Source organism: Pseudomonas sp. VA159-2 (assembly GCF_024126635.1).
In the GTDB taxonomy this organism is placed as follows: domain Bacteria; phylum Pseudomonadota; class Gammaproteobacteria; order Pseudomonadales; family Pseudomonadaceae; genus Aquipseudomonas; species Aquipseudomonas muyukensis.
This window is the reverse complement of sequence record NZ_JAMYBV010000019.1, coordinates 23607-45433: the sequence shown is the minus strand read 5'-3', so window position 1 is coordinate 45433 and position 21827 is coordinate 23607. Positions and strand designations below refer to the sequence as shown.

At 64.7% G+C, this 21827-nt stretch carries 20 protein-coding genes; 12 read left to right on the top strand and 8 right to left on the bottom strand.

Annotated elements, in window-relative coordinates; genetic code table 11:
- Positions 1-1437, bottom strand: coding sequence for a cytochrome ubiquinol oxidase subunit I (locus NJG22_RS18110; RefSeq protein ID WP_253096460.1), 1437 nt, complete (start codon positions 1435-1437; stop codon positions 1-3).
- Positions 1438-1778: 341 nt separating this feature from the next.
- Here NJG22_RS18110 and NJG22_RS18105 point away from each other — a divergent pair, with 341 nt between their 5' ends.
- The 3 genes from NJG22_RS18105 to trmA all read left to right on the top strand — a co-directional run bounded on the left by NJG22_RS18105 (position 1779) and on the right by trmA (position 5613).
- Positions 1779-2999: an MFS transporter gene (locus tag NJG22_RS18105; RefSeq protein ID WP_253096459.1), complete on the top strand. Its 1221-nt coding sequence runs from the start codon at positions 1779-1781 to the stop codon at positions 2997-2999.
- Positions 3000-3235: 236 nt separating this feature from the next.
- Positions 3236-4531, top strand: a complete 1296-nt coding sequence (locus tag NJG22_RS18100) for an NCS2 family permease (RefSeq protein WP_253096458.1) — start codon at positions 3236-3238, stop codon at positions 4529-4531.
- A complete protein-coding gene (gene trmA / locus NJG22_RS18095) occupies positions 4528-5613 on the top strand; it encodes a tRNA (uridine(54)-C5)-methyltransferase TrmA (RefSeq protein ID WP_253096457.1) in 1086 nt (361 codons plus the stop codon). Before NJG22_RS18100 ends, trmA begins: the two co-directional genes overlap by 4 nt.
- Before the next feature lie 166 nt (positions 5614-5779).
- On the opposite strand, the gene pcaG is transcribed toward trmA, so the two are convergent.
- A complete protein-coding gene (pcaG, locus tag NJG22_RS18090) occupies positions 5780-6385 on the bottom strand; it encodes a protocatechuate 3,4-dioxygenase subunit alpha (RefSeq protein WP_253096456.1) in 606 nt (201 codons plus the stop codon).
- Positions 6386-6396: 11 nt separating this feature from the next.
- Positions 6397-7116: a protocatechuate 3,4-dioxygenase subunit beta gene (gene pcaH, locus NJG22_RS18085; RefSeq protein WP_253096455.1), complete on the bottom strand. Its 720-nt coding sequence runs from the start codon at positions 7114-7116 to the stop codon at positions 6397-6399.
- Positions 7117-7316: 200 nt separating this feature from the next.
- On the opposite strand from pcaH, the gene NJG22_RS18080 reads away from it, so the two are divergent.
- Both NJG22_RS18080 and NJG22_RS18075 read left to right on the top strand, forming a co-directional pair.
- Positions 7317-8207, top strand: coding sequence for a neutral zinc metallopeptidase (locus tag NJG22_RS18080; RefSeq protein ID WP_253096454.1), 891 nt, complete (start codon positions 7317-7319; stop codon positions 8205-8207).
- Between the two features lie 254 nt (positions 8208-8461).
- Positions 8462-10381: a methyl-accepting chemotaxis protein gene (locus NJG22_RS18075; protein WP_253096453.1), complete on the top strand. Its 1920-nt coding sequence runs from the start codon at positions 8462-8464 to the stop codon at positions 10379-10381.
- Positions 10382-10459: 78 nt separating this feature from the next.
- Here the strand turns inward: NJG22_RS18075 and ggt are convergent, their stop codons facing one another.
- The 3 genes from ggt to NJG22_RS18060 form a co-directional block, all read right to left on the bottom strand.
- Positions 10460-12127 (bottom strand): gamma-glutamyltransferase, encoded by a 1668-nt coding sequence (gene ggt / locus NJG22_RS18070; protein ID WP_253096452.1) that lies wholly within the window; start codon positions 12125-12127, stop codon positions 10460-10462.
- Positions 12128-12245: 118 nt separating this feature from the next.
- The gene (locus NJG22_RS18065; protein WP_253096451.1) at positions 12246-13142 is read right to left on the bottom strand and encodes a LysR family transcriptional regulator; all 897 of its coding nucleotides are present in this window, start codon (positions 13140-13142) and stop codon (positions 12246-12248) included.
- A gap of 144 nt (positions 13143-13286) precedes the next feature.
- Complete coding sequence (locus NJG22_RS18060) at positions 13287-13877, bottom strand: NAD(P)H-dependent oxidoreductase (protein WP_253096488.1); 591 nt, start codon at positions 13875-13877, stop codon at positions 13287-13289.
- A 163-nt stretch (positions 13878-14040) separates the two neighbouring features.
- Here NJG22_RS18060 and NJG22_RS18055 point away from each other — a divergent pair, with 163 nt between their 5' ends.
- Positions 14041-14355, top strand: a complete 315-nt coding sequence (locus NJG22_RS18055) for a putative quinol monooxygenase (RefSeq protein WP_253096450.1) — start codon at positions 14041-14043, stop codon at positions 14353-14355.
- On the opposite strand, the gene NJG22_RS18050 is transcribed toward NJG22_RS18055, so the two are convergent.
- Positions 14345-15109: a sulfite exporter TauE/SafE family protein gene (locus tag NJG22_RS18050; protein WP_253096449.1), complete on the bottom strand. Its 765-nt coding sequence runs from the start codon at positions 15107-15109 to the stop codon at positions 14345-14347. The two genes, NJG22_RS18055 and NJG22_RS18050, sit on opposite strands and share 11 nt — an antisense overlap.
- 77 nt (positions 15110-15186) lie before the next feature.
- Between NJG22_RS18050 and NJG22_RS18045 the strand changes: the two genes are divergently transcribed.
- The 3 genes from NJG22_RS18045 (at position 15187) to NJG22_RS18035 (ending at position 17837) form a co-directional block, all read left to right on the top strand.
- Positions 15187-16071: a LysR substrate-binding domain-containing protein gene (locus NJG22_RS18045; RefSeq protein ID WP_253096448.1), complete on the top strand. Its 885-nt coding sequence runs from the start codon at positions 15187-15189 to the stop codon at positions 16069-16071.
- Positions 16072-16264: 193 nt separating this feature from the next.
- Entirely contained in the window at positions 16265-16840 is a 576-nt protein-coding gene (locus tag NJG22_RS18040) for a LysE family translocator (protein WP_217853940.1), read from the top strand.
- A 10-nt stretch (positions 16841-16850) separates the two neighbouring features.
- Entirely contained in the window at positions 16851-17837 is a 987-nt protein-coding gene (locus NJG22_RS18035) for a quinone oxidoreductase (RefSeq protein WP_253096447.1), read from the top strand.
- A 12-nt stretch (positions 17838-17849) separates the two neighbouring features.
- On the opposite strand, the gene NJG22_RS18030 is transcribed toward NJG22_RS18035, so the two are convergent.
- Positions 17850-18731, bottom strand: coding sequence for a LysR family transcriptional regulator (locus NJG22_RS18030; protein WP_217852593.1), 882 nt, complete (start codon positions 18729-18731; stop codon positions 17850-17852).
- 252 nt (positions 18732-18983) lie between these two features.
- Here NJG22_RS18030 and NJG22_RS18025 point away from each other — a divergent pair, with 252 nt between their 5' ends.
- From NJG22_RS18025 to NJG22_RS18015, 3 genes are all read left to right on the top strand, one after another.
- The gene (locus NJG22_RS18025) at positions 18984-20111 is read left to right on the top strand and encodes a fatty acid desaturase (protein ID WP_290445161.1); all 1128 of its coding nucleotides are present in this window, start codon (positions 18984-18986) and stop codon (positions 20109-20111) included.
- A gap of 65 nt (positions 20112-20176) precedes the next feature.
- Complete coding sequence (locus NJG22_RS18020; protein WP_253096445.1) at positions 20177-20557, top strand: hypothetical protein; 381 nt, start codon at positions 20177-20179, stop codon at positions 20555-20557.
- 57 nt (positions 20558-20614) lie between these two features.
- On the top strand, positions 20615-21820 hold the full coding sequence (locus tag NJG22_RS18015) for a methylaspartate mutase (RefSeq protein WP_253096444.1): 1206 nt from the start codon (positions 20615-20617) through the stop codon (positions 21818-21820).
- Positions 21821-21827 lie beyond the last annotated feature (7 nt).

Here is a 21827-nt window from a genome sequence, read left to right as displayed (position 1 = left end):
TCAGTTCCCCTTGTTCAGGCTGGCGGAGTCGGCCTCGTGGCCGTCATCGGCGGCGGACAATGGCCGCGCCGGCGTGCGTTGCTGGCCTGGCCCCCCTGGCGGCTGAGCATCGCCCTCGCCGCTATGCGGCCCCTTGCGCACCAGGCGCATCATGTAGCCCAGGCCAGTGCCGAACAGGGCGAAATAAACCACCACGAACATCACCAGGGTGAAGCCGAGCTGGGTGTAGCTATGGTTGGATACGCCATCGGCTGTGCGCATCAAGCCATAGACCACCCATGGCTGACGTCCGATTTCGGTGGTGAACCAGCCGGCAAGGATGGCGATCAGCCCCGAGGGACCCATCCACAAGGTCAGGTAGAGGAACGGTCGCGAGCTGTACAAGGTGCCGCGCTTGCGCAGCCACAGGCTCCACAGGCCGACGAAGATCATCAGCATGCCCAGCCCGACCATGACCCGGAACGACCAGAACACGATGGTCGAGTTAGGCCTATCTTCAGGCGGGAACTCTTTCATCGCCGGAACCTGCTTATCCAGGCTGTGGGTGAGGATAAGGCTACCCAAGGCCGGGATCTCGACCTTGAAACGGGTGGTCTCGGCCTGCATGTCAGGGATACCGAACAGGATCAGCGGGGTCGGCTCGCCGGGTTTGTTCTCCCAGTGGCCTTCGATGGCGGCGATCTTCACCGGCTGGTGCTTCAGGGTGTTGAGGCCATGGAAGTCCCCGATCACGGCCTGGATCGGCGTCACTACCAGCGCCATCCACATGGCCATCGACAGCATCTTGCGCACCGCCGGGTTGTCCCGTCCACGCAGCAGGTGCCAGGCCGCCGAGGCGCCGACGAAGAACGCGGTGGCGACAAAGGCCGCAGTGGCCATGTGCATCAGGCGGTAGGGGAACGACGGGTTGAAAATCACCGCCAGCCAGTCCACCGGCACCACCCGGCCATCGATGATTTCATGGCCTTGCGGTGTCTGCATCCAGCTGTTCGAGGCCAGAATCCAGAAGGTCGATACCAGGGTGCCAAGGGCGACCATGCAGGTAGCGAAGAAGTGCAGGCCACGACCGACCCGATTCCAGCCAAACAGCATCACGCCGAGGAAGCCGGCTTCGAGGAAGAATGCCGTGAGCACCTCATAGGTCAACAGGGGGCCGGTAATCGAACCGGCAAAATCGGAGAACTGGCTCCAGTTGGTACCGAATTGGTAAGCCATCACCAAGCCCGAGACTACACCCATGCCAAAATTCACGGCGAAGATCTTCGACCAGAACTGGTAGAGGTCACGGTAGGTGTTGTTGCCGGTCCTCAGCCAAAGGCCTTCGAGGACAGCCAGGTAGCTCGCCAGGCCAATGGTGATGGCCGGGAACAGGATATGAAAGGACACGGTAAAGGCAAACTGGATTCGGGCGAGCTCTAGGGCTTCCAATCCGAACATGATGCTTCCTCTTCAGGTAATCCGACGACCGGGCTCATGGCCTTGTCGCCCACTGCCCCCACGGGTATCGAGTGTGCTGCGTTGGAATTGTTCTGTTCGATCGCAGGGATTCCGGCCCGAAGGCCAATCGTTGCATCTGGAAGGATTGACCCAGGTCAACGACTGTTTGGAAGCATAGTCCCGAATGCCCCATTCGGATGTGTGGTTGATTGCCGCGTGACCTGTTGCCTCACCCTCTTTACCCAGGAGCGGAACGTTGTCCCACCGCGCTTTCAGCAACCAAATGTTACAAACAGATGTTAAGCTGCTGCCCCCTCTATTTCCGAGGTTGCAGGCCACCGATGTCCGATTCAGCCCCGCAATTACTGCGTCATCACCGCCCGTTCGTCGCGTTCTGGATGGCCCGGGTGTTCACCGCCAGCGGCTTCCAGATGCTCACCGTGGCCATTGGCTGGCACCTCTACCAGTTGACCGGCAACGTGCTCGACCTGGGCCTGGTGGGCCTGGTCGAGTTTACCCCCCGGGTGCTGTTCATGCTGCACACCGGGCATGTCGCCGACCGCTACGACCGGCGCAAGGTCGCCGCCCTGTGCCAGACCCTGCAGGCGTTGATTGCCCTGGCGTTGGCCCTGGGCAGCGGCAGCGGCCATATCACCCGCGAACTGATCTTCGTGCTGGCCTTCCTGCTCGGCAGCGCCCGTTCGTTCGAGATGCCGGCGACCCAGGCACTGTTGCCCAACGTGGTACCCGCAGGCCTGTTCCCACGGGCAGTGGCGGCATCCGCCTCGGCGTCGCAGGCGGCGACCATCGTCGCCCCGGCCATCGGCGGCTTTCTATACGCCTTCGGCAGCACCTGGGTGTACGGACCGACCGTGGCGCTGTACGGCATCGCCTGCCTGCTGACCCTGAGCCTCGACGCCCGCCAGCAACTGGCGCAACGCGGCCGCGCCAATCTCGAGTCGCTGCTGGCCGGCATCCGCTTCATCCGCAGCCGCCCGGACATCTTCGGCGCCATCTCCCTGGACCTGTTCGCCGTGCTGCTGGGCGGCGCCACCGCGCTGCTGCCAGTGTTCGCCAAGGACATCCTGCTCACCGGCGCCTGGGGCCTGGGCCTGCTGCGCTCGGCACCGGCCGTCGGCGCCTTGCTGATGTCGCTGTGGCTGGCGCGCTTCCCGGTGGAGCGCAAGGTCGGGCTGATCATGTTCACCTCGGTGGGGGTGTTCGGCGTGGCGACCATCGCCTTCGGCCTGTCGACCTCGTTCTGGTTTTCCCTGGCGGTGCTGGTGGTGCTGGGCGCGGCCGACATGATCAGCATGGTCATCCGGGGTGCCTTCGTGCAGTTGGAGACCCCCGACGAAATGCGCGGCCGGGTCAGCGCGGTGAACGGGCTGTTCATCGGCGCCTCGAACCAGCTCGGCGAATTCGAGTCGGGGGTCACCGCGCACTGGTTTGGCACCGTGCCGGCGGTGGTGCTCGGCGGGGTCGGCACGCTGGTGGTCACCGGGGTGTGGATGAAACTGTTCCCGACCCTGACCCACCGGGACCGCATGCACAACGGCTGATGGCCCTTGCGCCGGCAAGTCGGCCCCTGCAAGCCCCGTAGGCGCCGGCCTGCCGGCGAACCCGGCCATCCCGGCTGACTCGACCGACTGCCCCAATGGCCATAGGCCCCTGCCATGCATGCTGGTATGATGCGCGGCTTTTTTCCGCCCCACACAAAACCACGGCCCCCGGTACGGTCTGTGCTTTGCTGATGGGGTCGATACATTCACGGCGCGAGGGCGCCCTGGGAGCAGGCATGCTGGAAAGGCTGTTTCAACTAAAGGCACACAACACCAACGTGCGCACCGAGATTCTCGCGGGCGTCACCACCTTCCTGGCCATGGCCTACATCCTGTTCGTCAACCCGAGCATCCTCGGCGAGACCGGCATGGACAAGGGCGCGATCTTCGTCGCCACCTGCCTGGCCGCGGCCATCGGCTCGGTGACCATGGGCATCATCGCCAACTACCCGATCGCCCTGGCACCGGGCATGGGCCTGAACGCATTCTTCACCTACACCGTGGTCCTGCACATGGGCCACACCTGGCAAGTGGCGCTGGGCGCGGTGTTCCTCTCCGCGGTGCTGTTCTTCCTGCTGTCGATCTTCCGTATCCGCGAATGGATCGTGAACAGCATCCCGTTGCCGCTGCGTTCGGCCATCGCTGCCGGCATCGGCCTGTTCCTGGCACTGATCGCCCTGCACAACGCGGGCATCGTCGTCGATAACCCAGCCACCCTGGTGGGCCTGGGCGACCTCAGCCAGCCTGCGCCGATCCTCGCCACCCTGGGCTTCTTCCTGATCGTCGCCCTCGAGTCGCTGAAGGTCCGCGGCGCCGTGCTGATCGGCATCCTGGCGGTCACCGTGGCCTCGATCGCGATGGGCGTCACCCCGTTCGGCGGCGTGGTCTCGATGCCGCCTTCGCTGGCCCCGACCTTCCTCCAGCTGGACATCGCCGGCGCCCTGGACGTGGGCCTGATCAGCGTGATCTTCGCCTTCCTGTTCGTCGACCTGTTCGACAACTCCGGCACCCTGATCGGCGTGGCCAAGCGCGCCGGCCTGATGGGCAAGGACGGCCACATGCCGAAGATGGGCCGCGCCCTGATCGCCGACAGCACCGCCGCCATGGCCGGCTCCCTGCTGGGCACCTCGACCACCACCAGCTACATCGAATCGGCAGCCGGCGTCAGCGCCGGTGGCCGCACCGGCCTGACCGCCATCGTGGTCGCCGCGCTGTTCCTGCTGGCGCTGTTCTTCGCTCCGCTGGCCGGTAGTGTGCCGGCCTTCGCCACCGCCCCGGCGCTGCTGTTCGTCGCCGTGCTGATGGCCTCGGGCCTGGCCGAAATCAACTGGGACGACGTCACCGAAGCCGCGCCTGTGGTGGTGACCGCCCTGGCCATGCCGCTGACCTACTCGATCGCCAACGGCATCGCCTTCGGCTTCATCGCCTGGACCGCCATCAAGCTGATTTCCGGCCGTCGCCACGACCTGAACCCGGCGCTGGTGATCCTGTCCATCCTGTTCGTCGTCAAGTTGGGCTGGTTCCCCGCATGAGTGCCGTCTTCGACCCCACGCAATATGACGCCCAGCTGGCGGCCAAGGTCGCCCGCTTGCGCGAGCTGCTGGCGCCGTTCGGCGCCCCGGAGCCGGCGGTGTTCGACTCGCCGCGCGCGCATTACCGCCTGCGCGCCGAATTCCGCCTGTGGCGCGAGGACGGCCAGCGCCACTACGCGATGTTCGCCCCGGGCGAAAAGCACAAGGCGATCCTGATCGATGATTTCCCCATCGCCAGCGAGCGCATCAACGAGCTGATGCCGCGCCTGAAGGCCGCCTGGCAGGGTAGCGAGGACCTGAACAACCGCCTGTTCCAGGTGGAGTTCCTCACCACCCTGGCGGGCGACGCGATGATCACCCTGTGCTACCACCGCCCACTGGACGACGCCTGGGAAGCCGCCGCGCGGCAGCTGGCCGCCGACCTGAACGTCAGCGTGATCGGCCGTTCCAAGGGCAAGCGCGTGGTGATCGGGCGTGACTACGCGGTGGAAAAACTGACTATCGCCGGGCGCACCTTCAGTTACCGCCAACCCGAGGGCGCCTTCACCCAGCCCAACGGCGCGGTGAACCAGAAGATGCTCGGCTGGGCCGTCGAAGCCATGGGCGAGCGGGCCGACGACCTGCTGGAGCTGTACTGCGGCAACGGCAACTTCACCTTGCCACTGGCCACCCGGGCACGCCAGGTACTGGCGACCGAGATCAGCAAGACCTCGGTCAATGCCGCGTTGCACAACCTGGACGAAAACACTATCGACAACGTGCGCCTGGTGCGCCTGTCGGCCGAGGAGCTGACCCAGGCACTGAACGAGGTACGCCCGTTCCGCCGCCTGGAAGGCATCGACCTCAAGGCCTATGACTTTGGCACCGTGTTCGTCGACCCGCCGCGCGCCGGCATGGACCCGGACACCTGCGAGCTGACCCGGCGCTTCGAGCGCATCCTGTACATCTCGTGCAACCCCGAGACCCTGGCGCAGAATATCGCCCAGTTGCAGGACAGCCACCGTGTCGAGCGCTGCGCACTGTTCGACCAGTTCCCCTATACCCATCACATGGAAAGCGGGGTGTTGCTGGTTCGGCGCTGAAACGCCCGTACGGCTGGCTCCTACCCCTGGGTGCAGGAGCGCACCTTGTGTCGCGAAAGGGGCGCGTAGCGGCCCTGGCGAATGATGCGTAACGCTGAAAACTAGGGGCCGCTTTGCGGCCCTTTCGCGACGCAAGGCCGCTCCTACAGAGATCGCGTAAACGCCCTCAGAAGTCGAAGAACACCGTCTCCCCTTGCCCCTGAATACGGATATCGAACCGATACGCCGTCTTCCCTTCCACCTCGCAGCGCCTGGCGATCAAGGTCTCACGCCGCTGCGGCTGCTCGATCAGGTTGAGCACCGGGCACTTGGCATTGGCCTCGGGCTCGTCATCGAAATACAAGCGCGTGTGCAGGTGGATGTTGATACCCCGGGCGAACAGGCTGAGGTTGATGTGCGGCGCCATCGGCACACCCGCAGCATTGTTCACTACACCCGGCTTGACCGTGTGCACGGTCCACTCACCGGCATCGAAGGTGGTGGCGGTGCGGCCGAAGCTGTTGAAGGCGTTTTCCAGGTTGTAGGCATCCTGGTAATCACCGTTAGCGTCGGCCTGCCACAGTTCCAGGAACGAATCACGCACCAGGTGACCGTTACCGTCATACACCTGGCCGATAAGCAGGATATGCTCGCCCGGCGCCTCGGGCGTGGCCAGGCGATTCCAGATCTCCTGGTCACGGGTCGGGTTGCCGGCAGCCTCCAGGGCCAGGCCGATGTGCACGTAGGGGCCGGCGGTCTGCGAAGGGGTTTCCGGCAGCAGTTCGATAGGCATGGCGGTACTCCTCAGCGGTTTTCGAAGTGGGTCTGGCGCTGGCCGCGCAGCACGATGTCGAAGCGATAGGCCAGGCAATCCATCGGGTTGGCGTGGCCCATGTCGAGCTTGGCGATCAACTGCTGTACGGCTTCGGGATTGGCGATCGACTTGACGATCGGGCACATCGGGATCAGCGGATCACCTTCGAAATACAGCTGGGTGATCAGCTTGGTGGCGATCGACGGGCCGCTGATGGAGACATGGATATGCGCCGGGCGCCAGTCGTTGGGGCCGTTGCGCCAGGGGTATGGACCGGGCTTGATGGTGCGGAAGCTGTAGAAGCCGTCGCGGTCGCTCAGGCAGCGGCCGACCCCGCCGAAGTTCGGGTCCAGCGGCGCCAGGTAGCGGTCGTTCTTGTGTCGGTAGCGGCCACCGGCGTTGGCCTGCCAGATTTCCACCAGGGTGTGCGGCACTGGGTTGCCGTACTGGTCGAGCACCCGCCCGGCGACGATGATGCGCTCGCCGATCGGCAAGCCACCGCGGGCGAAGTTCAGCAGCAGGTCATGGTCGTGCTCACCGAAGCGCAGGTGAGAAAAGTCGGGGCCGGTGGTTTCGCTGATCGACTGCGGGATGCTGACCAGCGCCTGGCGCGGCGAGCGCGCCACCGAGGTCTTGTAGTCGGGGGTCAGGGCCTTGGGGTGCCAGTTGCGATCACGGATCACGAAGCGGCGGGTGTCCTGGACGGGCATGCCGGTTTCCTCTTTTTGGAATTATGAAAGCGCCTGGGCGTGGCAGGCGGACATGCAGTTTCTGGCAGCCGCAGCGGGATGAATATTGAATTCAACGGTCACAGGTATAACCATTTGGTTATGTAATCACGCTGGGCTGACACTGACGTCGGCCCTGAACTAATCTTTGACCTCATGTTTCACACAGTGGAGAACACCCGATGGAATGGCGAAAAGGCCGACGCAGCGACAATGTGGTCGATGCCCGCGGCGAGGGCGGCGGTGGCGGCGGCATGCGCTTCGGTGGCGGCAAGGGCCTGGGCCTGGGTGCCATCCTGTTGATCGTCGGCATTGGCTGGCTGACCGGGCAGGATCCTTTGCAGATTCTCGGCCAGCTCGCCGGGCAGATGGAGCAGCAGCAACAGACGGCGCCGGCCCAGGTGGGCGGCAAGACGCCGCCGGCCAACGACGAGCAGGCCGCGTTCGTCGCCTCGATCCTCGGCGATACCGAAGACACCTGGAAGGCCCTGTTCGCCCAGGCCGGCAAGCAGTACCGCGATCCCAAGCTGGTGCTGTTCAGCGGCCAGGTCAACTCCGCCTGCGGCTTCGCCTCCTCGGCGGTCGGGCCGTTCTATTGCCCGGGCGACCAGCGCGTGTACCTGGACATGACCTTCTTCCGCGAAATGGAAACCCGCTTCAAGGCGGCTGGCGATTTCGCCCAGGCCTACGTGATCGCCCACGAGATCGGCCACCACGTGCAGACCTTGCTGGGTGTCTCGGCCAAGGTCGATGCCGCGCGGCGCGGCGGCCAGCGCATGGAGGGCGACAATGGCTTGCTGGTGCGCCAGGAATTGCAGGCCGACTGCCTGGCCGGGGTCTGGGCCTACCAGGCGCAAAAGCGTTTGAACTGGCTGGAGCCAGGCGATGTGGAAGAGGCGCTGAACGCCGCCAACGCCATTGGCGATGATCGCCTGCAGCAGCAGGGCCAGGGCCGGGTAGTGCCCGACTCGTTCACCCATGGCACCTCGCAGCAGCGGGTACGCTGGTTCAAGGCAGGCTTGAGCAGCGGTGATGTGAACAGCTGCGACACCTTCGCCGCGCGCAACCTCTAACGGCCTGCAACCCGCAGGAGCCAGCCTTGCTGGCGAACCCAGGCCATGCGGTAGCCCTTGCCGGTGTTCGCCGGCAAGCCGGCTCCTACAGCTAAAATTCCAGGCATTTCAGCCAGTTACAAATTTGCTGAAAAAGCGTTTCAGCTTCGCCCTGGCCTGCCGATAAGTCCTACACAAATCTGTGGGCTATCTGACAACAACAACGCCCAGCTATTGAGATCAAGTGAGCGAAATCATTTTCTGGGAGAGCGTGCATGAACAGCTGGTTCGCCAATATCAGCGTCAACCTTAAACTCGGCCTGGGCTTCGGCCTGGTCCTGGTCCTGACCGGCCTGCTGGCCCTGACCGGCTGGAACAGCCTGGGCAGTCTGATCGACCGCAGCAACTGGATGAGCGACATCACCCAGCTCAACAGTGACCTGACCAACCTGCGCGTGGCGCGGCTGCAATGGATGCTGACCAACGGCGACGACGCCTCGGCGGCCAATGTCCAGGCCAAGCTCGACGCCTTCGGCAGCCAGCAACAGCACCTGGTCAACAGCTTCACCAGCCCCGAGAACCTCAAGCTGCTGCGCGAGCAGGGCCAGAGCATCAGCGAATACCGGGTCTCGCTGGAAAAGATGCGCCAGGGCTACAAGACCACCCTCGTCGCCCGTGATGCGATGAACCAGGCCGCCGCCCGCGCCAACGACGCCATCGAGGCGATCAGCAACGCCGTGCTGTCCAGTCCGGAAAGCGACGCCGCCCACCTGGCCCAGTACCTGCTGATCAGCAAGGCCAAGCAACAACTGGTGCAAGTGCGCCTGGACGTGCGCAGCTACATCGCCGACCTCACCCCAGAAGCCGAGCAGGCCGCCCTGCGCCAGCTGGAAAGCGCCCTGAGCGAAATCGACAGCCTCAAGCGCCAACTGCCGGCCGAAGCCTCGCGCATCCAGCAGTTCGAAAGCGCCGTGCTGGCCTACCGCGATGCGGTGCGCCAGTTCCGTGAAGCCACCGCCGCCATCGGTGTGGCCCGTGCCGAGATGACCGTGCAAGGCGCCGATATCGTCAAACGCAGCGACGCGCTGTACCAGATCCAGATCGAACGTCGCGATGCCGAAAGCATCCAGGCCCGCAGCCTGCAAACCACCGCCACCCTGCTGGCGCTGCTGGTCGGCGTGCTCGCCGCGTTCATCATCACCCGCCAGATCACCCGCCCGCTGCGCGAAACCATGGACGCGGTGGAGAAGATCGCCAGCGGCGACCTGACCCAGACCCTGCGCGTCACCCGCCGCGACGAGCTGGGCGCGCTGCAACAGGGCATCGCACGCATGGGCAACACCCTGCGCGACCTGATCACCGGTATTCGCGACGGTGTCACCCAGATCGCCAGCGCGGCCGAGGAGCTGTCGGCGGTGACCGAGCAGACCAGCGCCGGCGCCAACAGCCAGAAGGTCGAGACCGACCAGGTTGCCACTGCCATGCACGAGATGGCCGCCACCGTGCAGGAAGTCGCGCGCAACGCCGAACAGGCCTCCCACGCCGCGACCAATGCCGACGACGAAGCCCGCAGCGGCGACAAGGTGGTCACCGAGGCGATCAGCCAGATCGAGCGCCTGGCCCACGAAGTGCACCGTTCCACCGAAGCCATGACCCTGCTGCAGCAGGAAAGCCAGAAGATCGGCAGCGTCATGGACGTGATCAAGTCGGTGGCCGAGCAGACCAACCTGCTGGCGCTCAACGCCGCCATCGAGGCGGCCCGTGCCGGCGAGGCCGGTCGTGGCTTCGCCGTGGTCGCCGACGAGGTGCGTGGCCTGGCCCAGCGTACCCAGCAGTCCACCGAAGAGATCGAAGGGCTGATCGCCAGCCTGCAGAACGGCACCCAGCAGGTGGCCGAAGTAATGAACGGCAGCCGCAGCCTGACCGACAGCAGTGTCGAACTGGCGCGCAAGGCCGGCGATTCGCTGGATAGCATCACCCGCACGGTGTCGAACATCCAGTCGATGAACCAGCAGATCGCCGCCGCCGCCGAGCAGCAGAGCGCGGTCGCCGAGGAAATCAGCCGCAGCATCCTCAACGTGCGCGACGTGTCGGAACAGACCGCCGCGGCCAGCGACGAGACCGCCGCCTCCAGCGTCGAGCTGGCGCGCCTGGGCGGCCACCTGCAGACGCTGGTCAGCCAGTTCCGCGTCTGACCTGCAAGAAAGGTTCGCCGGCAAGCCGGCTCCTACGGGCAACCCTGTAGGAGCCGGCTTACCGGCGAACGCCTCCTATCACTTGACGATCATCCCCACCCCACGCCCACGCGGGTCCGACGCTGTCTCCAGCGTCTCCCCGGTCACCCGGATCGCCTGGATGTCGCCCATCTCCCAGCCCTGGTCCTCCAGCACGTAGCCCATCTGCTTCAGGTCGTCAGCCACCTGCCCCTTGAGCGGCGCATAGCTGTCGAAGTAGATCGTGTCCTTGGGCAGCAACTGGTGATGCACGCGCTGCGCCGCCACGGCCTTTTCCAGCGGCATGCCGAAGTCGTACAGGTTGTTCATCACCTGGAAGATCGAGGTGAAGATCCGCGAGCCGCCCGGGGTGCCCAGCACCAGCACCACCTTGCCGTCACGCGCCACCAGGCTCGGGCTCATCGACGACAGCATGCGCTTGCCCGGCGCGATGGCATTGGCGTCGCCGCCGACCACGCCAAACACGTTGGCCGCGCCCGGCTTGGCGCTGAAGTCGTCCATCTCGTCGTTGAGCAGGAAGCCCGCGCCCTTGACCACCACGCCGCTGCCGTAGTCGAGGTTGAGGGTGTAGGTGTTGCTCACCGCGTTACCCTGCTTGTCGACGATGGAAAAGTGCGTGGTCTGGTGCGGCTCCAGGCCCGGCTTGACCTGGTCGGTGGCGGAGATCGCGTTCGGGTTGACCTGGCCGGCACGCTTGGCCAGGTAATCCTTGGCCACCAGCTGCTCGACCGGGACCTGGGTGAAAGCCGGATCGCCGAGATAGTCGGCGCGGTCGGCGAACACGCGCTTCTCGATCTCGGCCAGCAGGTGGATGTATTTCGCCGAGTTGTGTTCGACGCCCTTGAAGTCCGCCGCGCGGTCTTCCTTGATGCCCAGCAGCTGGGCCAGGGCGACGCCGCCGGAGCTTGGCGGTGGCGCGGTGTAGACCACGTTGCCGCGCCAGTCGATGGCGATCGGGTCGCGCCACACGGCCTTGTAGTCCTTGAGGTCGTCCTTGCTGATCAGGCCCTTGTCGGCTTGCATCTGCGCCACCAGCAGGTCGGCGGTCTTGCCCTGGTAGAACTCGCTGACGCCCTTGTCGGCGATGCGCTCCAGGGTCTGCGCCAGCTCCGGCTGCTTGAACAGCTCGCCGACTTTCATGTTGCCAAAGTAGTCGTTGAAGTTGGTGGCGGTCTTGAACAGGCCCTGGGCATCGTCGCGGTACTGGTATTGCTTCTGGGCGATCTTGAAGCCGTTGCGGGCATAGCCGATGGCCGGGGTCAGCAGTTCGCTCCACTTGAGCTTGCCGAACTTCTGGTGCGCCTCCCACAGCCCCATCACCGTGCCCGGCACCCCGGCGGCGCGCGCGCCGACCAGGCTGAGGTTCTCGATCACCTCGCCCTTGTCGTTCAGGTACATGGTCTTGGTCGCGGCCTTGGGCGCCACTTCGCGGTAGTCGAGGAAGTACGGCTTGCCATCGACGAACAGGGTCATGAAGCCACCACCACCGATGTTGCCCGCTTCGGGGTAGGTCACCGCCAAGGTGAAGGCCGTGGCGACTGCGGCGTCCACCGCGTTGCCGCCTTGCTTGAGAATATCGGCGGCTACCTGTGCGCCATATTGATCGGGCGCGGCCACCGCGCCGCCTTCGAGGGTCACGGCAAAGGCGGAGGAACAGCTCAGGATCGCGGCGCCGAGGGCCAGCGACGGGAACATGACGATACGCATGCGCACTTCCTTGGTGTTGTTTTTGTTGATCAGTCATTAAGGCCGAAGCCATTGGACTAAGCAAACACCGCAGCCAGGGCGCGCCGCCAACAGGCAGCCGCTGTCGCGTTCAGGCAACTCAGCTGGCGTAGATCGCCAGTTTTTTCTGGATGAAGTCCAGGAAGCACTGGATGCGCAGGGCCAGCTGGGTGTTGCGGTAGTACACCGCGTGGATCGGCTGGCGGTAGCCGTTGCTGTGCTCGCCGAGCACCACCTGCAGGCGGCCGGCGCGGATGTCCTCGTGGGTCATGAAGTGCGACAGGCTGACGATGCCCTCGCCGGCGATGGCCAGCTGGCGCAGGGTTTCGCCGCTGGAGGCGATCAATTGCGGGCGGATCGGCCAGCGGTCGCCCTGGGCATGGCGCAACGGCCACTGGTTGAGCGACTCGGGCGAGCTGAAGCCCAGCAGGCTGTGGCCATTGAGGTCCTCGACCTTTTCCGGCGTGCCATGGCGGGCGAGGTACTCGGGGCTGGCCAGGACCTGCACCGGGCTGCAGCCCAGCGAGCGGGCGTGCAGGCTGGAGTCGGCCAGTTCGCCGATGCGGATGGCCACGTCGGTGCTCTGCTCCAGCAGGTCGATGATCAAATCGTCGGTGTTCAGCTCCAGCTCGATGCCAGGGTATTGCTGGCGAAACTCGCCGATCCACGGCAGGATCGCATGCAGCATGAACGGCGCGGCAGCGTTGATGCGCAGACGCCCGGACGGGGTCTGGCGGTTCATCGACAGGCGCTCTTCCATGTCGTTCATCTGCTCGAGAATCAGCCGGGCGCGCTCGAGGAAGAAGCGCCCCTCCTCGGTCAGGTCCATGCGCCGGGTGGTGCGGTTGACCAGGGTAGTGCCGAGCTTGCCTTCCAGGCGCGACAAGGTACGGCTGACCGCCGACGGGGTCTGGCCCATTTGCTCGGCAGCGGCGGAGATCGAGCCGCAGTCGATGACGGCGACGAATACCTGGAGCTCTTCGGATCGGGTTTTCACACGGTTGGCCTTGGCAAGAGAATGCCGTGATTGATAGCGGTTGATCGGAATCCGTGCAAGGGTAGCGTTCGCCGCAGGAGGGCGCGGTCGCGGTAGGAGCCGGCGCAGCCGGTGCGCTCCAAATCACCTCCCGCAGCGCACAGCCTAGCGGCCCTTGCCGAACACCTCGGTCAAATGTTGCTCATACGCCGCCAACGCCGCCGGCACATCCGGACACTTCATCACATCCACCGCCAGGTAGGTCGGCAAGGCGCTCATGCCGAGGAATTGGTTGGCCTTGTGGAACGGGAAGTACACTGCATCCACGCCCTTGCCCTCGAAGAAGTCGTCAGGGGCATCGAACGCCGCATGTGGCGCGTTCCAGGTCAGCGACAGCATGTACTGCTTGCCATGCACCAGGCCACCGCTGCCGTATTTCTGCGAGTTGTCCGAGCGGGTGCGGCCATCGTTGGCGTAGAGGCTGCCGTGACCGGCGGTAAACACCTCGTCGATGTACCGCTTCACGGTCCACGGCGCGCCCATCCACCAGCCGGGCATCTGGTAGATCACCACATCGGCCCACAGGTACTTCTGCACCTCGGCCTCGGCGTCGTAGCCTGCGTCGATGAAGGTTTCCTGCACGTCGAAGCCGGCACGGTCCAGATGGGCCAGTGCGGCATCATGCAGGGTCTGGTTGAGGCGACCCTCGGAATAACCGAAACGCTTGCCGCCGTTGAGCAGGAGGATTTTTTTCATGGCCATGCGCAGGCTCTGGTAAAGGATTTGCTGGCAGGCTAGGCACTCGCGGGCGAAGAAAACAGCCGCTGCCAGGCAAAATACAATTGCTCCTTGCTCACGAATTTCAAATGCATTGTTGCTTTAGAATTGGCATACCCCACCCGCCAGCGAGCACAGTTCCATGACCCAGCAGCACGCCTTCATCCTCAAAGCCAAGACCCGTCCGGAACAGGCCGAAGCCTTCGAGCAATTGTTCCGCCCCTATGTCGAGCCGAGCCGCCAGGAGCCGGGCTGCCTCGAGTACCACATGCTGCGCGATCAGCAAGACCCGAGCCTGTTCGTGTTCTTCGAGGTATGGGCAAGCAAGGCCGACCTGGACGTGCACTCGGCCCTGCCGCACATGCGGGCGTTCTTCGAAAAACGCATGGACTACCTGGAGCGTGATTTCGAGATCCAGAGCCTCGACATGCTCAGCGCCTCGTCGGCTAACCGTTGATCAGCAAATGACCACCCAACAGCGCCAGGCCGATGAAAAAGCAGCGCTTGAACAGCACGGCGCTGATCCGGCCGCGCAGCCACTGCCCGGCGAACATGCCGAGCAAGGCCGGGGCCAGCATTAGCAGTGAGGCCCCCAGCGCCTGGCCGTCCAGCACATCCTGACCGGCCAGGCCGATGGCCAGCGCCAGGGTCGAAACGCTGAACGACAGGCCCAGGGCCTGGACCAACCCCTCGCGGCCCAGCCCCAGGCCGTGCAAGTAAGGCACCGCCGGCATCACGAACACGCCAGTGGCTGCCGTCACCCCCCCTGTCAGCAGCCCACACAACGGCCCCAGCCAGTGCTCATGCGCAGCAGCGACCCGCCAGCCGCGGCCACTCAGCCCATACAGGGCATAGAGCAGCAGCGCGCCCCCCAAGGCATGGGCAGCCCACGGGCCGCTGTCGATACCCAGCCAGGCGCTGCCCAGCAAAGTGCCAACGAAGATCGCCAGCAGCATCCCGCCCAACCGCCGCAGCAAGGCCGACAGCTGGCCTCCGCTCGCCAGTTGCCACAGGTTGGTCAAGGTCGAGGGCACGATCAACAACGCCGCAGCCTGCGCCGGGGGCATAGCCAGGCCAAGCAGCCCCATGGCAATGGTCGGCAGGCCCAGGCCGATCACGCCCTTGACCGCACCGGCCAGCAGGAATGTGAAAATCACCAGCGCCGTCAGGGCTGGACCAAGGTGCTGGTAAAACGCCAAGGAGATATTCATGGCGCCATCGTCGCCTGGCGACGGCCGCCTGAAAATCTGTCATACCTGTACCCAGACTCTTGCCAGGACAGAGGCAGATGCATTTCGACCTGATCGACCTCAAGCTGTTCCAGCACACCCTGGAGTGCGGCAACATCACCGCCGGCGCCCGCCGCAGCCACTTGTCCCTGCCGGCGGCCAGCGCGCGCATCCGCGCCCTGGAAGCGTCGCTCGGCATCCCCTTGCTCGAGCGCAACCGCCGTGGCGTGCAGGCCACCGCCGCAGGACAGGCCCTGCTGCAACATGCGCGGTTGATCGCCCAGCAGGTCGAACGCCTGCAATACGACCTCGGGCAATACGCCCAGGGCCAGCAGGGCCAGATACGCCTGCTGTGCAACACTGCCGCCTTGACCGAATACCTGCCGGAACTGCTGGCCAGCCACCTGGCCCGTTACCCGGGGGTGAGCATCGATGTCCAGGAGCTGCCCAGCCTGCGCATCGTCCAGTCGATCACCCAGGGCCTGGCCGACCTGGGCATCGTGTCCGACGCCGCGCCCTGCGAACACCTGGAGACCCTGGCCTTTCGCGACGACCCGCTGGTGCTGCTGACGCCGCCCGGGCATCCCCTGGCCGGGCAACCGGCGCCAAGGTTCGCCGATTGCCTCGAGCACGGGCACGTCTGCCTTGGCGCCCACAGCGCCTTGGCCCTGCACCTGGAAGAACAAGCCCTGCACCTGGGCCGGCGGTTGCAACTCCGGGTTCGCGCCGATGGCTTCGACGGGGTGATCCGCATGGTTGCCGGCGGTGCCGGGGTGGGCATCGTGCCACGGGCGGCGGTGTTGCGCTGGCACGGCCGGGCCGCACTGCACTGGGTCGCCCTGCAGGATCGCTGGGCCAACCGCCGCCTGCAATTGTGCGCGCGCAACTTCGCTGCCCTGCCCGGTTTCACCCGCGAACTGGTGGCGCATTTGCACGGCACCTGAACGAACCGGCGCCCTGCCCCACGGCCAATGCACGCACCGGCAATACCCCCATTTATGGCTGGTGGCTTTGCATTTTTGGCGATAACCAATCCACCACCGCGGACTTAGACTGGCGCGCAACGTCCTGATTATCTTGCGATAAGGTAAAGTCCCTGTGTCTTTAGAAATCAACTGGGCGCTATGGCTGACCACCATGGTGCCGCTGGCCCTGAGCGCCGGTCCCGGCAACCTCATGGTCGCCACCTCCGGCGCGCAAAGCGGCGTGCGCCGCTCGGTCAAGTTCATCGTCGGCCTCGATGCCACCTACTTCCTGATCGCCGTGCTGGTGGGCCTGGGGCTGTACCACACGATCATGGCCAGCCCCAACCTGATGTGGGTGCTGCGCGTGGCCGGCAGCCTGTACATCCTCTGGCTGGGGATCAAGCTGATCATCCGGCCGATGCGCAAGGCCGGCGACCGCCAGCTGGACCTGCAGTTTCGCGACGGCATCATCGTCCAGCTGGGCAATGTCCAGGGGCTGGTGATGCTGCTGGTGATGTTCTCAACCTTCATCCCCGCCGGCACCAGCAACAGCAGCGCGGTACTGGCCCTGAGCCTGGCGCTGATCCTGGTGAACTTCACCGCGCATATCATCTGGGTGTCCATGGGTGCCACCATCCAGCGCCTGCTGGCGGTCCGCCCCGGCCTGCTCAAGGCGCAGAACGTGGTGTTCGGCCTGATGCTGATCGCCGTGGCGGCGTGGATCTTCGTACGCACCAGCAACCTCTGAGGACAGACAGATGACCCGCGCCAAAGCAGTAGTCTTCAATGAGCCCGGCAGCCCGGATGTCCTGTACCTGCGCCAACATGAACTGCCCCTGCTGAGCAGCGGGCAGGTCCTTGTCGCCATCGAGGCCGCCGGGGTCAACTTCATCGACACCTACCGCCGCTCGGGGGCGCTGGACGATGGCTCGGCGTACCCACGCGGCCTCGGCACCGAGGGCGCCGGGCGGGTCATCGAATGTGCCGCGGATGTCAGCGAAGTGCAAGTCGGTGACCGCGTCGCCTTCATCGACGGCTCGTCCGGCAGCTACGCCAGCCATGCCATCGTGGCGGCCGCACGGGTGATCCGCCTGGACCCGCAGATCAGTTTCGAAACCGCGGCAGCCGTGATGTTCAAAGGCATCACCGCCGAATACCTGGCCCACCGTTGCGTGCCGCTGATGACCGGCGACTGGGTGCTGTGGCACGCCGCCGCCGGTGGCGTCGGCAGCCTGGCCACCAGTTGGCTGGCCGCGCGCGGCATGAAGGTCATCGGCCTGGCCTCGACCGCGCAAAAGCGCCAGGCAGCGCTCAACGCCGGCTGCATCGCCGCCCTGGACAGTAGCGACGCCGCCACGCCCCAGGCCATCCGCGAGCTGACCGAGGAGCGCGGGGTCGACGTGGTCTTCGACTCCATCGGCAAGGACACGGTCGAGTTCTCCCTGGCCAGCCTGCGCCGACGCGGCCAGCTGGTGCTGTTCGGCAATGCGTCGGGGGACGTGACCGGCTTCAACCTGTCGCGCCTGGGCGCGCTGGGTTCGCTGCATGTGACCCGGCCCACGCTCAAGCACTATGTGGCAGAGCGCGATGAGCTGCGCATGGCCGCTCGCCGGGTGATGGACGCGTTGAAGGCCGAGCAGATCAAGCTGCCGCGGATCACCGCCCACGACCTGGCGGATGCCGGCCAGGTGCACCAACTGCTCCAGGACCGCCAGACCTTGGGCACGTTGATCCTGCGGCCCTGATCCGCGTCCCTTTCAAGGCAGGTCGGTGCGGGTCCGGGCGAAATAGCCGATCAGGTGCTCGGTGACCACGCTGACCCGCTTGAGGTCCTGGCTGGCCAGGTTGCGCAGCAGCCAGATGTCCGCGCCGTGGGCGGGCCCTGCGGGGAGCACGCGGGTGAAGCCGTTGCGCATGCCCACATAGATCGGCAACGCGGCAATGCCCAGGCCGGTGGCCACGGCGTTGATCTGGGCGTTGAGGTTCTGCAGGCGCAACCAGGGTTTATGGCCATTACCCAGTTCGTGCAACCAGCGGGCGAGCGGCATGTGCGCCATCTCTTCGGTCCAGCCGATCAACTGGTGGCGCTGCAGGTCCGCCGGCTGCCGTGGCAAGCCGTGCCGCGCGGCGTAGGTGTCGGAGCAGAACAGCCCCTGGGTCAGCCGCCCCAGGCAGCGCATGGTGAAATTGCCATTCTCCGGGCGATGCAGGCGAATGATGATATCGCTGTGGCTGTGGGTCAGCTTCGAGGACAACGCCGAATTGACCAGGTCGAACTGAATGTCAGGGTACTGCTCATGCAGTTGCTCGAGCGCCGGGATGATCAGGTGCGTGCCCATGACTTCGGGGCAATCGATGCGCACGCAGCCACCGGCGTGCTCACGGGGGTGGGCAATCTGCCGCTCGATCAGCTTGAAGCGTTCTTCGGCTTCCAGCGCCAGCGGCAGCAATGCCTTGCCGGCCTCGGTGAGGAAGTAGCCATTGGTTCGTTTCAGAAAGAGCGCCGAACCCAGCGCCTCTTCGAGCGCGGTAATCTTGCGCGACACGGTAGAGGCCGAAACCCGCAGGGCGGCACCCGCATCGGTGACGTTGCAGGTCTTGGCGACCGATATGAAAGTCTTCAGGTCATCCCAGTTCATCGGCTTGTTTGGTTCCATCGGCTGACACGCGCGGGGCAGCGTAACACAGCGGCCTGGCGTGACCATGGATGACGCGCCGCAGGCAGCTTGCGGCGCGCCCGAGTCCGCCCGATGCAATACCTAAAAATGCAATATCGATCTCCATAATTTGGAATTCAAATAGCCATTACAGGCGGTTAAGGTCCACCCCCAATACAAGTTTGCGGAGTGGAAAGTGTGCACAAGCAAAATGAAATAACACCCCGGGAAACAATGAGGCCGCTACCCGGTTTTCTCCAACCCTTCCTGAGTTGGTTGAGCGCCAAGCCACTGCCCGAGGAACTTGAAACACCCGGCAAAAGAACCCCGCTGTTCCATGTCGGCGTCGCGGCAAGTTTTATAACCCTTGGCGTGTTATTGACCAGCCTCGGTTATTACCAGCATAGCCTGCTGTGGTGGTTGCCGGGTTTTGTCCTGGCCGCCGGCGGTATCAAACAAATGCAAGTCATGATCTGCCACAACTGCGCCCATGACATGGCGTTTGCCAGCCGCCGCACCAATACCGTTGTCGGCCATGTCATTTCCGCCCTGTTCATGCTCAAGCCTTATAGCCTCTACAAGCACGAGCACATGCTGCACCACAGCTCCAGGACCCTGTTGACCGACCAGGACGACACCCTCACCTACCTGCAGGGCGTGGTCGGCCTCAAGCCCACCGACAGCATCGCCATGATGTGGGCCAAGCTGCTGTTCGCCGCCTTCTCGCCACTGGCCATCCTGCGCACCTCGTTCAACCGAATCAAGGCCAACGCCACCGCCACCGACCGTGGCGTGGCCGCGCTGACCATGGCGCTGTGGGCCGGCCTCACCCTGGGTGCCTGGGCGCTTGGCCAACTGCAGGGGTTCATCGCGGCCTGGGTACTGCCGGTGTTCATGGGCTATCACATCAGCACCACGTTCCGCCTGGCCGCCGAACACACCTGGCCCAGCGTCGAAGTGCTGGAGAAACGCGGTGTCGACTTCATCTGCGACAGCACCACCTCGGTGTTCATCGGCGAGCCGCTGAACCTAACCGACAACGCCCACCCGTTGGCGCGCGTTGTCTGTATATCCAGCTGGTTGTTGAAGACCTTCACTTACCATCTATTTGTGCGCCTGTTCATCATGGTCGGCGATACCCCGTGTCATGACTTTCATCATCGCCGTCCGCGCTCCAGCGACTGGCCAAATTATGTCACCGCCCGGGAACGTGACAAGTTGCAGGGCGCCAAGCCTTTCCCCAGGAACTATATCGACAAATGGGGCTATGTCTCGACAGTCACGGACAACTTCCGAAACTTCCAGAAGGCCCTTCCTTACTACCAAGGTGCAACATTCAACGAATTAACGGGTGACCGATGAAAGCACAACAGCCTGCACTGCTGGTAACTATCCCTTCCGATTCCCATAGCTGGAACATGGTATTCATGGAGTTCCTGTTGAGCGAAGGTAACTACCAGGTCAACAACCTGGGGCCGAACACGCCGATGAGCGATGTCGTCGACTGGCTCAAGCAGCACCCCTGCGATCTGGTCGTGGTCAGCACCGTCAACGGCCACGGCTACCTGGAAGGCGTCGAGCTGGCCCAGCGCATCCGCGACGAAAGCCGCTACGCCGGCGCCTTGTGCATTGGCGGCAAGATCTGCACCGAGAACGACGCGGCCACCCTCGAACGCTACAGCCACACCCTGGTGCAGGCGGGCTTCGACGCGGTCTTCGACGACAGCGACAAGAACAACTTCGATCGTTTCCAGGCGTTGCTCGACAGCACCGCGCCCAGCCAGGACCTGGCTCGCAGCGGCTCGTGACCCTCGCCAGGCCGGCGTCCGACACGCCGGCCTTCCTCGCACCCAGAGAACCCATTCATGCAGGATTTCAATGCCTATGTGCTCGGGCACTTCGACGCCCGCGGCCCAGTGCTGCAACCACGCCTGGGCTTCAGCTCGCTGGAGCGCATGCAACGCGGCCTGGAGGCCACCGCCGCGAGCCGTGCCCACACTGTCTGCACCATCACCCTCGACGCCTTCACCCGGGTCAACGACCTCAAGTCGGCGCAAAAAGCCATCGACAGCGGCGCGATGCTCAACGGCTATCCCATCGTCAATCACCCGGTCGCCGCTACCAGGACGATGCTGGAAACGATCGAGACCCGCTATGCGACCCCGGTGCAGGTGCGCCATGGTTCGCCCGACCCTGTGCATATCTTCCAGCGCATGACCGAAGTCGGCCTGTCGGCCACCGAAGGCGGGCCGGTGTCCTATTGCCTGCCCTACAGCCGCACCCCTTTGCGTGCGGCCTTCGGCCATTGGCAGAAGGCCTGCCGGATACTCGCCGCGGGCGTGCCCAATAGCCATATCGAAAGCTTCGCCGGCTGCATGATGGGCCAGATGTGCGACCCGGCGATCCTGGTGGCGCTGAATGTGCTCGAGGGCTTGTTCCTGCGCCAGCACGGCATCGCCACCCTGGCGTTCTCCTACGCCCAAGGCACTTCGCCGCTGCAGGACCTGGCTGCCTTGAGCGCCTTGAAGACCCTGGTGGGCGAGCGTTTTGTCCCTGGCAGCTACCACTTCGTCGCCTACGTCTTCATGGGCTTCTTCCCACGCACCCTCGGCGGTTTCTGCCGCATCACCCAGGACGCGCTGTCGGTGGTGCGCGCCGCCGGCGTGCAGCGGGTGATCGTCAAGACCCCGGTGGAGTCCCGGCGCATCCCGCGGGTGGAGGAGAACATCGCGGCGCTGGAGTATGCCGACTACTGCCTGCGCGCCGAGCATACCCTCAAGCCGATTCCCTTCGACCAGCAGGAGTACCGGCGCATCCTCGACAAGGCGGGTGCGCTGATCAACGGGACCCTGGCCCTGGACAGCGACATCTGCGAAGCCATCCTCGCCGCGTTCGACAGCGGGCTGTTGTCGATCCCCTACTGCCTGCACCCGGACAACAAGCGTGGCGCGGGAACCGTGCTGGATGCCAACAACTACTACAGGGGCTTCGAAGGGGCGCGGGTGGAAAACGCCTTTTCGTTTCTCTCGGCATTGCGCCAGAACATCATGACCTACGACGCCTTTCACTGAACACAGC

Excerpts from the sequence above, each read along its gene's own strand:
- NJG22_RS18110 (WP_253096460.1), bottom strand. The coding sequence starts at position 1,437 with ATGTTCGGATTGGAAGCCCTAGAGCTCGCCCGAATCCAGTTTGCCTTT.
- NJG22_RS18105 (WP_253096459.1), top strand. The coding sequence starts at position 1,779 with ATGTCCGATTCAGCCCCGCAATTACTGCGTCATCACCGCCCGTTCGTC.
- NJG22_RS18100 (WP_253096458.1), top strand. The coding sequence starts at position 3,236 with ATGCTGGAAAGGCTGTTTCAACTAAAGGCACACAACACCAACGTGCGC.
- trmA (WP_253096457.1), top strand. The coding sequence starts at position 4,528 with ATGAGTGCCGTCTTCGACCCCACGCAATATGACGCCCAGCTGGCGGCC.
- pcaG (WP_253096456.1), bottom strand. The coding sequence starts at position 6,385 with ATGCCTATCGAACTGCTGCCGGAAACCCCTTCGCAGACCGCCGGCCCC.
- pcaH (WP_253096455.1), bottom strand. The coding sequence starts at position 7,116 with ATGCCCGTCCAGGACACCCGCCGCTTCGTGATCCGTGATCGCAACTGG.
- NJG22_RS18080 (WP_253096454.1), top strand. The coding sequence starts at position 7,317 with ATGGAATGGCGAAAAGGCCGACGCAGCGACAATGTGGTCGATGCCCGC.
- NJG22_RS18075 (WP_253096453.1), top strand. The coding sequence starts at position 8,462 with ATGAACAGCTGGTTCGCCAATATCAGCGTCAACCTTAAACTCGGCCTG.
- ggt (WP_253096452.1), bottom strand. The coding sequence starts at position 12,127 with ATGCGTATCGTCATGTTCCCGTCGCTGGCCCTCGGCGCCGCGATCCTG.
- NJG22_RS18060 (WP_253096488.1), bottom strand. The coding sequence starts at position 13,877 with ATGAAAAAAATCCTCCTGCTCAACGGCGGCAAGCGTTTCGGTTATTCC.
- NJG22_RS18055 (WP_253096450.1), top strand. The coding sequence starts at position 14,041 with ATGACCCAGCAGCACGCCTTCATCCTCAAAGCCAAGACCCGTCCGGAA.
- NJG22_RS18050 (WP_253096449.1), bottom strand. The coding sequence starts at position 15,109 with ATGAATATCTCCTTGGCGTTTTACCAGCACCTTGGTCCAGCCCTGACG.
- NJG22_RS18045 (WP_253096448.1), top strand. The coding sequence starts at position 15,187 with ATGCATTTCGACCTGATCGACCTCAAGCTGTTCCAGCACACCCTGGAG.
- NJG22_RS18040 (WP_217853940.1), top strand. The coding sequence starts at position 16,265 with ATGGTGCCGCTGGCCCTGAGCGCCGGTCCCGGCAACCTCATGGTCGCC.
- NJG22_RS18035 (WP_253096447.1), top strand. The coding sequence starts at position 16,851 with ATGACCCGCGCCAAAGCAGTAGTCTTCAATGAGCCCGGCAGCCCGGAT.
- NJG22_RS18030 (WP_217852593.1), bottom strand. The coding sequence starts at position 18,731 with ATGAACTGGGATGACCTGAAGACTTTCATATCGGTCGCCAAGACCTGC.
- NJG22_RS18025 (WP_290445161.1), top strand. The coding sequence starts at position 18,984 with ATGAGGCCGCTACCCGGTTTTCTCCAACCCTTCCTGAGTTGGTTGAGC.
- NJG22_RS18020 (WP_253096445.1), top strand. The coding sequence starts at position 20,177 with ATGGAGTTCCTGTTGAGCGAAGGTAACTACCAGGTCAACAACCTGGGG.
- NJG22_RS18015 (WP_253096444.1), top strand. The coding sequence starts at position 20,615 with ATGCAGGATTTCAATGCCTATGTGCTCGGGCACTTCGACGCCCGCGGC.